Origin of the sequence: Nocardia sp. CDC159, assembly GCF_023740735.1 — a bacterium.
Taxonomy (GTDB): domain Bacteria; phylum Actinomycetota; class Actinomycetes; order Mycobacteriales; family Mycobacteriaceae; genus Nocardia; species Nocardia pulmonis.
The window spans coordinates 39,374-53,793 of sequence record NZ_JAMRXH010000016.1; the positions used below are offsets into that span (position 1 = coordinate 39,374).

Consider the following 14,420-nt stretch of genomic DNA (forward strand, 5'->3'; position numbering starts at 1 on the left):
ACTGTGCCTGCCGCGGTGCCGGTAAATCAATATTGATTATGATCAACCGATGTTGGACTGGATCGATTCGGCGACGGCGGTCGAGCGACTGGGGGTGAAGCCCGCGACGCTCTACGCCTATGTCAGTCGTGGGGTGCTGCGCCGCCGCTACGATCCCGAGCGCCGCCGCAGCCTGTTCGATCCGGTCGAGGTCGAGCGGCTGGCTCGGCGCGGCAAACCGCGCCGCAAACCCGCGCCGACCGAGATCGCGATCGAATCACGCGTCACCGCACTGGGTTCGGACCGGCCCTACTATCGCGGGCTGGACGCCCTGGCCCTCGCCGACGCGCACTCGTTCGAGGCCGTCGCGGAGTGGTTGTGGGGGCGCGAGCTGCGCGACACCGGTCCCTGGCGGCCCCGCCCGGCGGCGGTCGCGGGGGCACGCCGGGTCCAGCGCGGACTGCCCGCGGATTCGGCGTCGCTGGACCGGCTGCAACTCGTGGTGCCCGCGCTGGCGATCGCGGACCCGCGCCGGGCCGATCGCGAGATCGACCCCGCCACGTTCGTCGCGGATATGGTCACGGCCCTGCCGCAACGGTCGAAACCGGCCGATCCGAGCATGGCCGGGCTGCTGTGGTCGCGACTCGCCCCCCGGCCTCCGGCCGCCGCCGGTGAACTGAAGGCCCTCGAGACGGCCATGATTCTGCTCGCCGACCACGAACTGGCCGCCTCCACCTTCGCCGCCCGGGTGGCCGCCTCGGTGCGCGCGGACCCGTACGCCGTGGTCAGTACCGGCCTCGGCGTGGTCGGCGGGCCCATGCACGGTGGAGCCTCGCTCGGTGTGGAGCGGCTGCTCGCCGAGATCGAGCGGCCCGCCGACGTCGCGCGCGTCCTCGGCGACCGGCTGCTGCGTGGGGAACGCATTCCCGGTGCGGGCCACACGGTCTACCGCGGCGGCGACGGTCGCGGCGCCCATCTGCTCGACCGGCTGCGCGCGCTGGCTCCGGATCATCCGAAACTGCCGGTGGCCGAGGCGGTCCTGACCGAGCTGCGGCATCGCCGCCTGCCCGCCTTCAATATCGACCTCGCACTCGGCCTGCTCACCACGATCTTCGATATGCCGGAGGGCTCCGGCGAGACGATCTTCGCCGTCGCCCGCACCGCCGGATGGCTGGCGCACGCTCGCGAGGAATACGCCACCCGCACCCCGTTCCGGCCGCGAGCGATCGGGCCGCGCCGGGGGTGAATGCGCGAACGGGCGCGGAACCGGAAGTTCCGCGCCCGTCGTCGGAGGTGGGTTATCGGGTGGTGGTCGAGGCCGGGGATGTCGTCGTGGTCGTCGGCGCGGCCGTGGTGGTCGTGGGCGCGACGGTCGCGGTCGTCGTCGGTGCCACCGAGGTCGTGGTGGGCGCCGTCGTGCCCGGTGCGGTTGTCGTCGTGGACGAGCCGGTCACCGTGGTGGTCGGGGCGGCCGTGGTGGTCGAGCTCGGGGCGCTGGTCACCGGGCTGGTGGTGCTGGTCGTTGTGCTCGCCGGTGCGGTCGTGGTGGTCGTGACCGGCACGTTCTCCTTCTCCTTCTTGGCCTGCTCGGCCGCGCGGTACGCGGTGGCGAGATCCTCGGAGTTCGGCTTGTAGTTCGTATCGAGCTGCTCACCCGCCTGCGCCTGCTTGGCCAGATGGGTCAGCCAGGCCGCCGCGTACTCGGCCGAGGTCATCGGGCGGCCGTTGGCCGAATCGGCGTTGCGCCAGTAGTCGAAGTGGTGACCGGTCGCATTGGGGCCCAGGGTGAGCTGGTACGGATCGCTCATGATGACGGGGATGGTGTTCTGATTCGTCACGATCAGGCCGACGATCTCGTTGAACACCTTCTGCGGCAGATAGGCCAGCGGCGACATCTGCTCCTTGGCGATCGCATCCGCCTTGGGGGCGGGCGGCGGCGTCTGGCCGGGCTTGTAGGCGGGATCGGAGACCCGCAGCAGGACCTGGAGGAAGGTCTCGTCGCTGGCCATCCAGTTCGGCTGCGCGGCAATGTAGCCGAACGCGTCGAGGGCGATGCGGCCGAGTGCCACCGCGACATCCTGTCCGGTCGCCGGGTTCAGCCCCTCCCGCTCCAGCTTGTCGGCGTTGATCTGGCGGCCGACATTGACCACCAGCTGTAGCAGCGAGATGTTCTGCGGCGCGGCGCAGGTGAGGTCGCCCTCGGAACAGAACGATGCGACCTTGCCGTTCAGCGCGCCGAAGCCGCCGCTGGTACCCGGCAGCGCGCCCTGCCCGGAGACGGGTTTCACATTGCCGTTCTGATACTTCTGATCGAAGTTGTCGGGCCGGGTCGGATCCTTCGAGCCGATGAACGTTCCGTCCCCCGCCGAACGGCCCGAATCGGCGAGGATCACCACGCCGACGACATTGTTCGGATCGACGATCCCGTACTTGCCGTCCTTGTCCGCCTGCTGGTTGCCGACCTCCATGGCGACCCGGCGCACGACGTCGGCGCCCTCGCTGTAGCCGACGATGGCGAATCGGGTGTTCGGGCAGGCCTTGCGGATCTCGGTCATCACCCGCTTGGCATTGGTCGCACCGGCGTTGACGGCATCCTCGTAGGTGGCCATATTCGCCGGATACGCGATGTAGACGGCGGCATAGGAATTGGGATCGACCGCACCGGCCGGGGCGTTGACCACCGGATCCACCCAGGTGCTGCGGTGATCACCGGACAGCGCGGCGGGCAGTTCCTCCCCGTTCGGCCCGACCAGCATCTTCGTGGTCCCCGACGCCGGAGTGTCGCCGCGCCCGGCCACCGAGATGGTCACCATGTCCTTGCACTCGGTCACCGACGCCTTGAGCTGCGTATCGGCCGTATGACTCTTGGTGGCCGAGGGCAACACCGCGACGGCGACCACCGCCGCCACACCTAACGCCGCGGGAGCGGCGATCGCCGAAACGATCCGATGCCGCCCCAGGAACTCCCGAAAGGACATGTCCCGATCCCCATTTCATTACCGGATTAGCAAAACGAACAGGCCCCCCGACGGGCCATTGCCACCAGAGACGTCGTAATCCGGGCGCTCGGTGTTACCGATTGGCACAGCTTTCGGGTGTCGAACAGGCGAAATCGACGGTCAAGCCCTGGGAAATGGGGTGGAATGCGGCACCGGTGCACCCTCCGACCCTGCTCATGGCCGCCCAGGGACGGCTCGACGCGATCCGCGCCACAGTGGCCGCGCGTCTGACCGATATCGTGCGCGCGGTCGACGTACCGCGCCGGGTACCACCGCGGAATGACCTTCCCCTGAGATTCACCGGAGACCCACCCTGATCTTTCCCGTATGTGCTTTGCGCACAGGTCGTTTCGGGGCCGGGGCTGCCTATCATCGAAATCGCAGACGTTTCGACGGCAGGAGTTCGCGGTGCGGCGGTTCGCGATGATCTCGGCGCTCATGGTGTGCGCGGCGCTGATGTGTTCGGTGAGTTCCCCGCGGGCCGTCGCGGACACCGGAAGCGCGGACGCGCGCACCGGCACGCTTCAGAGGTTGCTGGACCGGCTGGTGCGCGAGTCCGAGATTCCCGGTGCGCAACTGGTGATCACCGAACGGGGCCGCGATATCCGCCTCAGCAGCGGGGTGGGAAATCTCGCCACCGGCGAACCATTCCCCTCGACGGCACAGGTTCGCATCGCGAGCGTCACCAAATCCTTCGTCGCGGCGACGGCCCTGCTCCTGGTGGCCGAAAACAAGGTGGAGCTCGATGCCCCCGTACAGCGCTATCTGCCCGGCGTGGTACACGGCCCCGGCGGCGACGGCAATGTGATCACCGTCCGAAACCTGCTGCAGCACACCAGCGGAATCCCCGACTACCTGGAGAAACTGGACATTTCCACGGAAGCGGCACTGCGCAACCCCCGCCCGGTCGAGGAACTGCTCCGCCTCGGCCTCGACCAACCCGCCCGCTTCGCCCCCGGCACCGACTACGGCTACTCCAACACCAATTACCTACTGGCGGGCGAGCTGATCGAACGAGTGACCGGTCGATCGCTGCGCGAGGAGGTGACCGACCGGGTGATCGAACCGCTCGCCCTGGCCGACACCTACTGGCCGGACTTCCCACGCGAACAGGTGATCCGCGGCCCGCATCCGCACGGCTACGCGATCCTCGAGGGCAAACGCGTCGACCTCGACGACTTCGACCCGTCCTGGGGCCTGGCCGACGGCGCCATGGTAGCCACCCCCGCCGACCTCAACCGCTACTTCACCAGCCTGCTCTCCGCCCGAGTCCTCCCGCCCACCCAACTCACCGAAATGCAGCGCACCTTCCCCACCCCGGACCCGAATTCCCCCCGCGCCCCCGGCCTCGGCCTGTTCCACCTGCCCAACAGCTGCAACCTCGAAACCTGGGGCCACGACGGCGCCTTTCCCGGCTACGGCGCGGTGAGCATCGCCACCACCGACCGCGCCGCAACCCTGATCGTCAACCAACTCCCGGAAAAGCTCGTCACCGAAGGCGACGTTCCCCTGGCGTCCGTACTCCTCGACACCGCGATCTGCGGGAAGTCGTAGAGCCGCGAAACCGGTCGCGGCTCCCGACGCGGCGACTGATCCGGCTCACACCCCGGATCTGATCGACTCGGCGACCGCCGCGACACCGGAATCGCCTCGGCCCGAGGCGATTCCGCGCTGGAGCAGCTGGGCGAAGAGCTCGGGTACCGCGGTATCGATGCCCTGGCGGCGGCTGGTCTCGAGCAGGTGATTCACCGCCTCGACGTGCACCTCGATGGTGCCGTCGGCGTCGGAGAACTCGCCCCGATCGAGTTGACCCGCGTGCTCGGCGAACAGCCGCGCGATGAACGACAGATGCCCGACCGCCACCTTCGCGAAGGTCCGCGCCGCGACCTGCTCGGTACCCAGCAGTGCCGCCCCGTGGTAGAAGCCGCTCAACGAGCCCCAGATCAGGCCGAGCAGCGCGGTGTCGTACATGGCGGCGAGTCCGGCGTCGGAACCGAGGTGGACCGCGTTGCCGAGCGCGGAAAGCGTGGACCGGTGCGCGGCGAAGGTCTCCTCGCTGCCGCTGAAAATGAACAGCGCCTCCGGCTTTCCGATGAGCGTGGTGCCGCTCATCGCCGCACCGTCGAGATAACCGATGCCGCGCTCATCGGCCCACCTCGCCAGCGCCCTGGCCTGTTCCGGTGTCCCGGAGATCAGGTTGGCGATCGTACGCCCGCGCAGTTCGTCCGCGGCCGGTGCCAGAAGCTGTTCGGCCGCCGCATAATCCGACACCACCGTGACGATCAGCTCGGCCGAGCCCACCGCATCGACCACCGACTCCGCACGCCGGGCGCCACGCTCGATCAGGGCATCGGCCCGGGCAGGGGTGCGATTCCACACCGCGAGTTCATGGCCGCCGTCCAGAAAAGCCTGGGCCAGGGCGGTGCCGAGCTGTCCGAGGCCGAGGACGGCCAGCCTGGTCGGGTGTGCTGTGGTCATGTTGTTCTCCTGCCATGGATGCGCCGCTGTCGCGACAAGCAGGGATAACCGGGCTGGGCAGGCCCGCATTCCGATCGGTCGAGCGGGCCCCGGCCGGTTTCGCGGTGGGTGAAATCGAAGCGGTCAGGACCCGCGGGTGGGATCGCGGGCCAGGTTCTATCGAATAAGCACATTCGCCAGGCAGACCGCCAGGCCGAGCACCGTATTGCCCGACCCGATCGCGGCGGCTTTCCACGCGGAGTAGCCGCTGGATCGGGCGGCCAGCAGTCCCCAGCCGAACAGCAACGCCATGTTCACGACGAGGGTCACGGTGGTGAAACCGATGGTGACCGAGCCGTCGGGATGGACGATATCGTCGGGCCAGTCGAGGAAATGCGCCAGCAGCAACAGCAGAACCGTAGGGAGACAGGCGATCACGAGGGGGATGCCGGTGAGCATATTGCGTCCGAGATCCGCCCAGAATCCCGATTCCGAAGCGGCGCTGTGGGTGGACACGTGCTGTCCGTAACCGCGAGTTATCGCCGCGATCGCGACACTGATGCCCACCCACAGCGCGGAATTGCGAGGGCTCTCACCCAGCGGCATCGCCGCGACGATGACGCTGGCCATGATCGTCCCGACGACCCCGCCATAGATATCGTTGCCTTGTAGCCGCACGATTGCTGAGTGTAGTTACGCGCCCAGACTTCCGAGCCCTGCGAGAGTAGGTTGTAGGGTCTGGAATTCGTGGCAGCCGGCACCCCATCGACCGGGGCGTTTCGAGTTTGTGGCATCCGGGAAGCATCCCTTCCCTTCGCCGCCCCTTTGTCGGGAGCGAAAGCAGCTATGTACACAAGGGCTTTCGCCTCGGTGACGGCGGTGCGACCGGTGTGGTTGCTGACAAATGCTGGTTCACTACGGCAGTGGAGGGTGGTTGAGCTGGGCGAGGTTGGCGACGATCAGCTCGCGGAGCTCGGCGATCTGCGCGGGCGGGTGGAAGCGCGAGGAGAAAGCGAGCTCGATGCTGCACCGCCCGGCGAAGGTGGACACGAAATAGCCGACCCAGCTGACCGGTTCGGAGGTGGCGAAGCCGCGGAAATCGACGATCTCGAGCCCTGCGGGTACGGGAAGGTCGGGGACCACTCCCCAGTTGGTGATGAAGTTCCCGACGGTCTCGCGCGCGCGGCCGTGCGCGGCCGCCGACGCCGCGGCCAGCATGACCGCGAGTGCCGTGCCGCCTTCGATTCCGTCGACGATCTGGGTCTTGACCTGTTTGGCGAGTACGCCCAGATCGGTGCCGTGCTCGCACACAGTGATCGTGGGTGCGAAGGCCAGGGCATTGGTGACCTCGTCCGGGCGTGCCGCTGGACACAGGTGCGGGCGCAGATCGGCCAGATGGAACATGATCATCGGCAGTTCGGTTGCGGCGTCGGTCGATTCGGTGATCGTCGCGCGCTCGGCACGCACGATCGCGGCAGCCAGCAGAGCGTGCAGCGTCGTCCCTGCCGCCCGCGCCCGCCCGAGCAGCGCCGCGGTGTCGGCCTGCGACAGGGTGATCCGCTGCGCCAAATCCGGGCCGAACCCGGTGCCCGCGCCGACGTCGTCGACCGCGAGACCGCGCACCGGGCCGCCGGTCGGCACCGCCGGTGCGGGCAGGTCCATGGCCCGCGCGAGGTAGGCGTGTTCGAGGCTGAGCGGGTACACCGGAGTCGGGTCGGGGTATTCGACGGTTCCCGCGAGCGCGGCGGCGGCGTGCCAGAAGTGGGCGAGCAGCGCGAATCCCAGGGTGGCGTCGTTGATGGCGTGGCTGATCCGCAGCGCAACCGCGGTCGTCGCGCCCTCGGACACGGTCGTGAGTTCGGCCAGGGTGCGCGCGGGGTCCAGCGGTGCGACGTCACGGCCGAGCCGGCCCGCGATCGGGCCCGCCGCGATGTCGACGGTCGCGGCACTCGAGCTGTCGTCGGGAATATGCAGCTCGGCCCCGCCGCCGGTGAGTTCTATCGTGCCGCGCAGTATGGGGAACTTGCGGCACAGCAGCTCGAAAGCCCTGTGGAGCAGCGCGGTGTCGACCTCGCCGACACAGAGAGTCACGTAGCTGACGGTGAGTTTTCGGGGTACGAAACCGTGATCGATCAGTCCCAGGCGGTATTTCATGTCAGTCGAGGCCCAGCAGCGCGGGGTTGGTGGCACGGGCCCGCAACTGCTGCGCGGGGTCGGGCACCAGTCGCCGGGTCCGCATGTCGAGTAGTCCGCTGACGCTGCTCACCTCGGCCACCAGCGTGCCGTCCGGCTTGCGCAGCACATGCTCGACGCGGTGGGTCTTACCAGGCCCCCACACGAACGTGCAGGTGACGTCGACCGCGTCGTCGGCGCGCAGTTCCGCGTGGTGGCGCAGCGTGGTTTCGAGGTTGATCGGCCCGAAGCCGTCGGCGAGCAGCCGCTGTGGCGACAGCCCCGCCGCTTGCCCGCAGGCGAAGCGGGAATGCTCGGCGTACTGCAGATACACCGTGGAGGCGAGATGGTGATTGGTGTCGAGTTCGTAACTGCGAACGGTGAATCGCATGGTGAATGGCGCGGCACTCACGGCAGCTTCTGACACGGGCGCTCCTGATACTGGCGGGATTGACAACGGTTTGCCAGCCTGCCGCCGCAGGCACACCGGCACCAAGACAGTGGTGACACTGGTGTCGCCACCACCTGGCACCGGGCCCGGGGGTGCTCGATGATGAGTGCGTGCGCACCGCCGTTTCCGCCCGCCGCCCCGAGCTCGCCGCGTTCCTACGCAGCCGCCGCGACCGCCTGACCCCCCACGAGGTCGGCATGGCGCCCGGAGTGCGCCGCAAGACACCGGGATTGCGGCGCGAGGAGGTCGCTCAGCTCGCCGGGGTCTCGATCACCTGGTACACCTGGCTCGAACAGGGACGCCCGATCAACGTCAGCGCTCAGATCCTCGACGCCATTGCCGCCACGCTGCGCCTGGACGCCGCGGAACGCGCCCACCTCTACCGCCTGGCCGAGGTGCCGATCCCCGCAGTGGCCGCCCGCGCCCACGCAATCACCGCGACAGTGCAATCGATTCTCGATGCCGTCACCGGCTTTCCGGCCGCCGCGCTCAACAGCCGCTGGGATCTGCTGGGCTACAACGACGCGGCCGCGGCGGTGTGGCCGGGGCTCACCGCTCCCGAGGGTTCTCGTAATGTCTTGTGGGAGTTGTTCACCACCCGGGAATGCTGCCGCTGCTTCGTCAACCGCGACCTCGTCCTGCCGCACATGGTCGCCTCGTTCCGGGCAGATTTCGCAACCCACCTCGACGACCCGGCCTGGCTCGACCTGATCCGCGGACTCGCCACCGCGAGCTCGGAATTCACGCGACTGTGGGCCACCCACGACGTCGCCGCCCCACCCCACCAAACCATGACCTACCGCCACGCCGCCGTCGGCGAACTGTCGTTCGCCCTGACGCGAATGGACCTGCCCGCCACCCCCGAAACATTCCTCACGGTATGGACTCCGGTCGACGAGCCCAGCCGCCGCCGCATGGACTGGCTGCTCGCCCACCCGAACGCACCCGCACTCGACCACACCCACTGACAGGGCTCGTTTCCAACCGCGCCCAGCGCCTGGGGCGGCCACAACTTCTGAGACCCTGTGCGGCGGCCTACCCCCGGGCCATATCCACGAAGCGGCTCAAATGCAGCTGGTGGGCGACGGTGATGGTGGCGGTGGGGCCGTTTCGGTGTTTGCCGAGGATGAGGTCGGCCTCGCCGCCGCGGGGGTCGTCGCGTTCGAAGGCGTCGGGGCGGTGCAGCAGGATAACCATGTCGGCGTCCTGTTCGAGGGAGCCGGATTCGCGGAGGTCGGAGACCATGGGGCGCTTATCGGTTCGCTGTTCGGGGCCGCGGTTGAGCTGACTGATGGCGACGACCGGGACCTCGAGCTCCTTGGCGAGCAGCTTGAGGCTTCGGGAGAATTCCGAGACTTCCTGCTGGCGGGATTCGACCTTCTTACCGGAGGTCATCAGCTGGAGGTAGTCGACGACCACGAGCCGTAGATCGTGGCGCTGCTTGAGTCGCCGCGCCTTCGCCCGGATCTCCATCATGGTCATATTCGGCGAATCGTCCACGAACAGCGGCGCCTCGCTGATCTCACTCATCCGCCGCGCCAACTTGGTCCAGTCGTCATCGCTCATGCGCCCGGACCGCATATCACCGAGCTTGATCTTCGCCTCCGCCGACAAAAGGCGCATCACGATCTCGGTGCGGCTCATTTCCAGCGAGAAAATAACGCTCGCCAAGCCGTGCTTGATCGAGCAGCTCCGCATGAAATCCATTCCGAGCGTCGATTTACCGACACCGGGCCGCGCCGCGACGATGATCATCTGACCCGGGTGCAGGCCATTGGTGATTTCGTCCAGTTCGGTGAAGCCGGTGGGGACGCCCAGGGACATGCCGCCGCGGCTGGCGATGGAGTCGATCTCGTCCATCGTGGGCTGGAGGAGTTCCTCGAGGGGGAGGAAGTCGTCGCTGGAGCGGCGTTCGGTGACCTCGTAGATTTCGGCCTGGGCGCGGTCGACGACCTCGGCGACGTCCTGGCCGTCGGCACCGGCGTAACCGTATTGGACGATGCGGGTGCCCGCCTCGACCAGGCGGCGCAAAATCGCCTTCTCCGCAACGATTTCCGCGTAGTAGGAGGCGTTGGCGGCGGTGGGGACGGTCTGGGTCAAGGTGACCAGATAGGGGGCGCCGCCGATGCGCTTGAGTTCGCCGCGGCGGTCCAGGGCGGCGGCGACGGTGACCGGGTCGGCGGGCTCGCCGCGGCCGTAGAGATCCAGGACGGCGTCGTAGACGGCCTGATGCGCGGGACGGTAGAAGTCGCCGGGGCGCAGCACCTCCACCACATCGGCGATGGCGTCCTTGGACAGCAGCATGCCGCCCAGTACCGACTGCTCGGCGGCCATATCGTGCGGCGGCTGGCGGCCGAAATCCTCACCGGGAGCGTCCTGGTAGTCCGAGTGTCCGCGATCGTCGACGACTGCCACCAGACTCGACCGTCCTCTCTCATCACGCCCGGCTTCGAGGTTATCGATGTCTCGTTCTACGCCCGGGGTACGACACGTTCGGGTTCCGCGGCCGAAACCTGCGCACCGGTCGCGACGGCCCGTGCGGCGCGGAACAGCAAACCGATGGTGTGCTCGGTAGGGAACGCGGAACACGAGGCCCCGAGGCGTCGGATCGCGACACCGCGAGCAACCTTAGGGACCGAACTGGGGACTACCAAACCGAAATGTGCACACGTCTGTGGATAATCTGGGGACAGTTCACCCGCTGTTGTGCAGCCCCTGTGTACTACCTGGGGAAAAAGTGCCCGGATTCGCTCATATCCGCTGATAGAAACCCATTTCTCCACTCATCCACCTGTGGATCGATAACGCCTCGGCGTGTCGCCGAAGATGAACGGCCGGGCGTGTTGGGTAAACAACGTTCTCTCCGAATATGGCCTACATCACAATACGGGTGGTCGGTTCTGAAAGTTGTCCCCAAATCTTCCCGAACTGGGGCTGAACCGATCGGTGACAACTTCACGCCACCGGCGCAATTGCGAAGCGACGAAATAGCTATTCAATAGCAATCTCGAGGGAGGGTCGGGGCTGGACGATATCCGTCCTCCGGAGAGCGAATGGGCGCAGCCGAAGACCACCCTCGCGACACGAGGGTGGTCTTCGACGAATGCGCTAGTGCGACGCCGTCACTCGGCGGCGTTGACCTGCAGGTCGACCTTGGCGACCACATCGGGGTGCAGGTGCACCGCGATGCCGTGCTTGCCGGTGGTCTTGATGTGCGCCTTCGGCAGTTCGATGCTGCGCTTGTCGACGACCGGGCCACCGGCCGCCTTGATGGCGCCCGCGACGTCGGCCGCGGTGACCGAGCCGAACAGCTTGCCGGTGCCGGCGGTCTTCACCGACAGCGACACGCCGGTCAGGCCCTCGATGGCCTGCTTCAGCTCGTTGGCGTGGTCCAGATCGCGCACGCGGCGGGCGTCCTGCGCCCGGCGGATGCCCTCGACCTGCTTCTGCGCGCCCTTGCTGGCGGGAATCGCCAGGCCGCGCGGCAGCAGGAAGTTGCGGCCGTAACCGTCCTTGACCTCCACGGTGTCGCCGGGGGCACCGAGGTTGTCCACATCAGCGGTAAGAATCAGCTTCATCGTGTGCCTCCCGTTCTCAGCGAGCCGTGGACACGTAGGGCAGCAGCGCCACCTCGCGGCTGTTCTTCACCGCGATGGCGATGTCGCGCTGGTGCTGCACGCAGTTACCGGTGACGCGACGGGCACGGATCTTGCCGCGATCGCTGACGTACTTGCGCAGCAGTGCCGTGTCCTTGTAGTCGATCTTGACCGTGCCGGACTTGCCTTCCTTGCAGAAGGTGCACGCCTTCTTCTTCAGCACCTTTTCGCGCGCCGGTGCTTTGGCCATTGTCTTACTCCGTTATGCCTGGGAGCCGGGTGGGCTCCTGGTGAAAGCCGTTGCCTAGAACGGCGGTTCATCGTCCATGCCGCCCCCGAAGGAGCCGGCCGCGGGGGCGCTGCCCCAGGGATCGTCGCCGGCGTTCTGTCCGCCGCGATTGCCTCCGCTGTTGCCGCCGAAGCCCCCACCACCTCCGCCGGAGTTGCCGCCGAAGCCGCCGCCACCACCGCCGCGGGTGGTCTTGTTGATCTTGGCGGTGGCGTACCGCAGCGAGGGACCGACCTCGTCGACCTCGAGCTCGACGACCGTGCGCTTCTCACCCTCGCGGGTCTCGTAGGAGCGCTGCTTGAGCCGTCCGCTCACGATCACGCGAGCGCCTCGGGTCAGGCTCTCGGCGACATTCTCCGCAGCTTCGCGCCAGATGTTGCAGCGAAGGAACAGCGCCTCGCCGTCTTTCCACTCGTTGCTGTTCCGGTCGAATACGCGGGGCGTCGACGCGACGGTGAAGTTCGCGACCGCCTGGCCCGCGGGTGTGAAACGAAGCTCCGGATCGGCCGTCAAATTTCCGATGACGGTGATGACCGTGTCGCCTGCCATGGTTCCTCCTGGTCTCCGGTGCAGTCCGCACAATGCACTCGCCTGTTGCGCTAGAGCCTAGAGACAGGCACCGACGTCTACGAGTGGCGTGCGGGGAGGGGGGATTACTTCTTGTCGTTGCGCAGCACCTTGGTGCGCAGCACCGACTCGTTCAGCCCCAGCTGACGATCCAGCTCGCTCACCGTGTCGGGCTCGGCGGTCACGTTGACGACCGCGTAGATGCCCTCGCTCTGCTTGGCGATTTCGTAGGCCAGCCGACGGCGGCCCCAGATGTCGACGTTGTCGACCTTGCCACCCTGCTGCGAGACCACGCTCAGCATCTTGTCCAGGTTCGGACCGACGGTGCGCTCGTCCAGGGTTGGATCGAGAATGACCATCACTTCGTAATGACGCACGGGAACCCATCACCTCCTGTGGACTAAGGACGGCCCACGGACGGTCCGTGGGCAGGAGGGTCGTTGCGTCAGCAACCCGACAAGGCTACATGAACGGGTCGCGACCAGCGAAATCGATCCCCCGCCGGGAGGAATGCGGGCATCGGCGCGGTATGCCACTTATCGTGGTGCCCATGCCGAACCGACCCGTCGCCGATGTCGCCGTGGGCCGGATCGCCGCCGTCACCGCGACCCTGCTGTGCGGGGTGACGCTGGTGTTCGCCTATCTCAACAAGGCGCGCTGCGCGGGCGGCCCGTTCACCGAGGACGGCCGCAGCGAGCTGTTCGACCAGGTGAAGGACGCCCGGGTCTGCTATTCCGATATCCAGTACCTGTGGCTGGGCCGCAGCATCAACGAGCACGTCTTCCCCTATATAACCGGCGGCATCACGCCCGACGGCGCGCTGACCGGCGGCGCCGTGGAATATCCGGTGCTCAGCGGCCTGCTCATGTGGCTGGGCGCGACCGGCGCCCACGACGACGCGGCCTTCCTGCTGCATTCGGCGCTGCTGCTGGCGCCGTTCGCCCTGGTGACCGCGTGGCTGCTGGGCCGGATGTCCGGTGCGGCCGCGCTGTTGTGGTCGGCGGGACCGCCGCTGGTGCTCTATGCCTTCCACAACTGGGAATTGCCCGTGGTGTGCACGGCCGTGGCGGCGGTGTACGTCGTCACGGCGCTGACCCGATATTCGTTGCGCACCAGAGGGATCATCGCGGCGGTGCTGCTGGGAATCGGCTTCTGCCTGAAGCTGTACCCGGGCATCTTCGTCGTGCCGCTGGCGCTGTACGTGCTGGTCGGCGCCGACCGCGGCGCGGGGCGTCGCGATGTGCGCGGCGCGCTGGCGGTGCTGGGCGCGGCGCTGGCGACGGTGGTCGCGATCAATCTGCCGTTCGCGCTGGCCGGATACGACGGCTGGCGCGCCTCGATCACCTTCCAGCAGCTGCGCCAGGCCGATATCACCACGAATTCCATCTGGTACTGGGGGGTTCGGCCGATGTTCGCCGATACGTCCACCGGTGAGACTTCCTTCCAGGACGTGGTCTCGACCGCGTCGCCGATGCTGGTGCTGGCCGCGTTCGCGCTGGCGGTGTGGCTGGGGTGGAAGCGCTACCAGGCCACCGGCACCTATCCGTGGATCGGGGTGAGCGGGGCGATGCTGTGTGGCTTCCTGCTGTTCCACAAGGTGCATTCGCCGCAGTACACGCTGTGGCTGATCCCGTTCCTGGTGCTGCTCGAGGTGTCCCGGCCCGCGATCGTGGGCTATCTGCTGGCCGACGCGGCCATCGGCATCGGCGTCTTCCGCTACTTCTACGCGCTGGGGATGGGTGAGTCGGCCAGCGTCGAGGAGAACATCGTGCAGTTCGGTGTGTGGGGGCGCGCGATACTGCTGGTGTACTTCTTCTTCGCCTTCCTGCGCGCGCGCGAACGCGGGCGGCGCGAGGCGCCGCGGGCCGAGTCGGCGCCGGCCGGTGAATTGGTCTCGGCCGCCTCCTGAT

Annotated in this window: 14 protein-coding genes; 4 read left to right on the forward strand and 10 right to left on the reverse strand. The window is 67.6% G+C overall.

Features of this window, described 5'->3' with window-relative positions:
• Positions 1–49 precede the first annotated feature (49 nt).
• Complete coding sequence (locus tag NDR87_RS28625; protein ID WP_251916799.1) at positions 50–1,225, forward strand: citrate/2-methylcitrate synthase; 1,176 nt, start codon at positions 50–52, stop codon at positions 1,223–1,225.
• 52 nt (positions 1,226–1,277) lie between these two features.
• Here NDR87_RS28625 and NDR87_RS28630 read toward each other — a convergent pair whose 3' ends face one another.
• Complete coding sequence (locus NDR87_RS28630) at positions 1,278–2,957, reverse strand: cutinase family protein (RefSeq protein WP_251916797.1); 1,680 nt, start codon at positions 2,955–2,957, stop codon at positions 1,278–1,280.
• A gap of 429 nt (positions 2,958–3,386) precedes the next feature.
• Here NDR87_RS28630 and NDR87_RS28635 point away from each other — a divergent pair, with 429 nt between their 5' ends.
• Positions 3,387–4,532: a serine hydrolase domain-containing protein gene (locus NDR87_RS28635; RefSeq protein ID WP_251916793.1), complete on the forward strand. Its 1,146-nt coding sequence runs from the start codon at positions 3,387–3,389 to the stop codon at positions 4,530–4,532.
• Positions 4,533–4,577: 45 nt separating this feature from the next.
• Here NDR87_RS28635 and NDR87_RS28640 read toward each other — a convergent pair whose 3' ends face one another.
• From NDR87_RS28640 to NDR87_RS28655, 4 genes are all read right to left on the reverse strand, one after another.
• Entirely contained in the window at positions 4,578–5,456 is an 879-nt protein-coding gene (locus tag NDR87_RS28640) for an NAD(P)-dependent oxidoreductase (RefSeq protein ID WP_251916791.1), read from the reverse strand.
• 156 nt (positions 5,457–5,612) lie between these two features.
• Positions 5,613–6,113 carry a hypothetical protein gene (locus NDR87_RS28645; RefSeq protein ID WP_251916789.1) on the reverse strand — a complete coding sequence of 167 codons (501 nt, stop codon included), beginning with the start codon at positions 6,111–6,113 and terminating at the stop codon, positions 5,613–5,615.
• Between the two features lie 237 nt (positions 6,114–6,350).
• Positions 6,351–7,526, reverse strand: coding sequence for a hypothetical protein (locus NDR87_RS37780; protein WP_251916787.1), 1,176 nt, complete (start codon positions 7,524–7,526; stop codon positions 6,351–6,353).
• Between the two features lie 64 nt (positions 7,527–7,590).
• Complete coding sequence (locus NDR87_RS28655; protein ID WP_251916786.1) at positions 7,591–8,034, reverse strand: acyl-CoA thioesterase; 444 nt, start codon at positions 8,032–8,034, stop codon at positions 7,591–7,593.
• 134 nt (positions 8,035–8,168) lie between these two features.
• Here NDR87_RS28655 and NDR87_RS28660 point away from each other — a divergent pair, with 134 nt between their 5' ends.
• Entirely contained in the window at positions 8,169–9,026 is an 858-nt protein-coding gene (locus NDR87_RS28660; RefSeq protein WP_251916784.1) for a helix-turn-helix transcriptional regulator, read from the forward strand.
• Between the two features lie 67 nt (positions 9,027–9,093).
• On the opposite strand, the gene dnaB is transcribed toward NDR87_RS28660, so the two are convergent.
• From dnaB to rpsF, 5 genes are all read right to left on the reverse strand, one after another.
• The gene (gene dnaB, locus NDR87_RS28665) at positions 9,094–10,473 is read right to left on the reverse strand and encodes a replicative DNA helicase (RefSeq protein ID WP_251916782.1); all 1,380 of its coding nucleotides are present in this window, start codon (positions 10,471–10,473) and stop codon (positions 9,094–9,096) included.
• A gap of 707 nt (positions 10,474–11,180) precedes the next feature.
• Positions 11,181–11,636 (reverse strand): 50S ribosomal protein L9, encoded by a 456-nt coding sequence (rplI, locus tag NDR87_RS28670; protein ID WP_251916780.1) that lies wholly within the window; start codon positions 11,634–11,636, stop codon positions 11,181–11,183.
• Between the two features lie 16 nt (positions 11,637–11,652).
• Entirely contained in the window at positions 11,653–11,904 is a 252-nt protein-coding gene (gene rpsR, locus NDR87_RS28675) for a 30S ribosomal protein S18 (protein WP_251916778.1), read from the reverse strand.
• A gap of 54 nt (positions 11,905–11,958) precedes the next feature.
• Positions 11,959–12,492 carry a single-stranded DNA-binding protein gene (locus tag NDR87_RS28680; protein WP_251916775.1) on the reverse strand — a complete coding sequence of 178 codons (534 nt, stop codon included), beginning with the start codon at positions 12,490–12,492 and terminating at the stop codon, positions 11,959–11,961.
• Positions 12,493–12,596: 104 nt separating this feature from the next.
• Positions 12,597–12,887 (reverse strand): 30S ribosomal protein S6, encoded by a 291-nt coding sequence (gene rpsF / locus NDR87_RS28685; protein WP_251916773.1) that lies wholly within the window; start codon positions 12,885–12,887, stop codon positions 12,597–12,599.
• Positions 12,888–13,060: 173 nt separating this feature from the next.
• On the opposite strand from rpsF, the gene NDR87_RS28690 reads away from it, so the two are divergent.
• Complete coding sequence (locus NDR87_RS28690) at positions 13,061–14,419, forward strand: glycosyltransferase family 87 protein (protein ID WP_251916770.1); 1,359 nt, start codon at positions 13,061–13,063, stop codon at positions 14,417–14,419.
• Position 14,420 lies beyond the last annotated feature (1 nt).

Excerpts from the sequence above, each read along its gene's own strand:
- NDR87_RS28625 (WP_251916799.1), top strand. The coding sequence starts at position 50 with ATGTTGGACTGGATCGATTCGGCGACGGCGGTCGAGCGACTGGGGGTG.
- NDR87_RS28680 (WP_251916775.1), bottom strand. The coding sequence starts at position 12,492 with ATGGCAGGCGACACGGTCATCACCGTCATCGGAAATTTGACGGCCGAT.
- NDR87_RS28630 (WP_251916797.1), bottom strand. The coding sequence starts at position 2,957 with ATGTCCTTTCGGGAGTTCCTGGGGCGGCATCGGATCGTTTCGGCGATC.
- rpsR (WP_251916778.1), bottom strand. The coding sequence starts at position 11,904 with ATGGCCAAAGCACCGGCGCGCGAAAAGGTGCTGAAGAAGAAGGCGTGC.
- NDR87_RS28690 (WP_251916770.1), top strand. The coding sequence starts at position 13,061 with ATGCCGAACCGACCCGTCGCCGATGTCGCCGTGGGCCGGATCGCCGCC.
- NDR87_RS28640 (WP_251916791.1), bottom strand. The coding sequence starts at position 5,456 with ATGACCACAGCACACCCGACCAGGCTGGCCGTCCTCGGCCTCGGACAG.
- rplI (WP_251916780.1), bottom strand. The coding sequence starts at position 11,636 with ATGAAGCTGATTCTTACCGCTGATGTGGACAACCTCGGTGCCCCCGGC.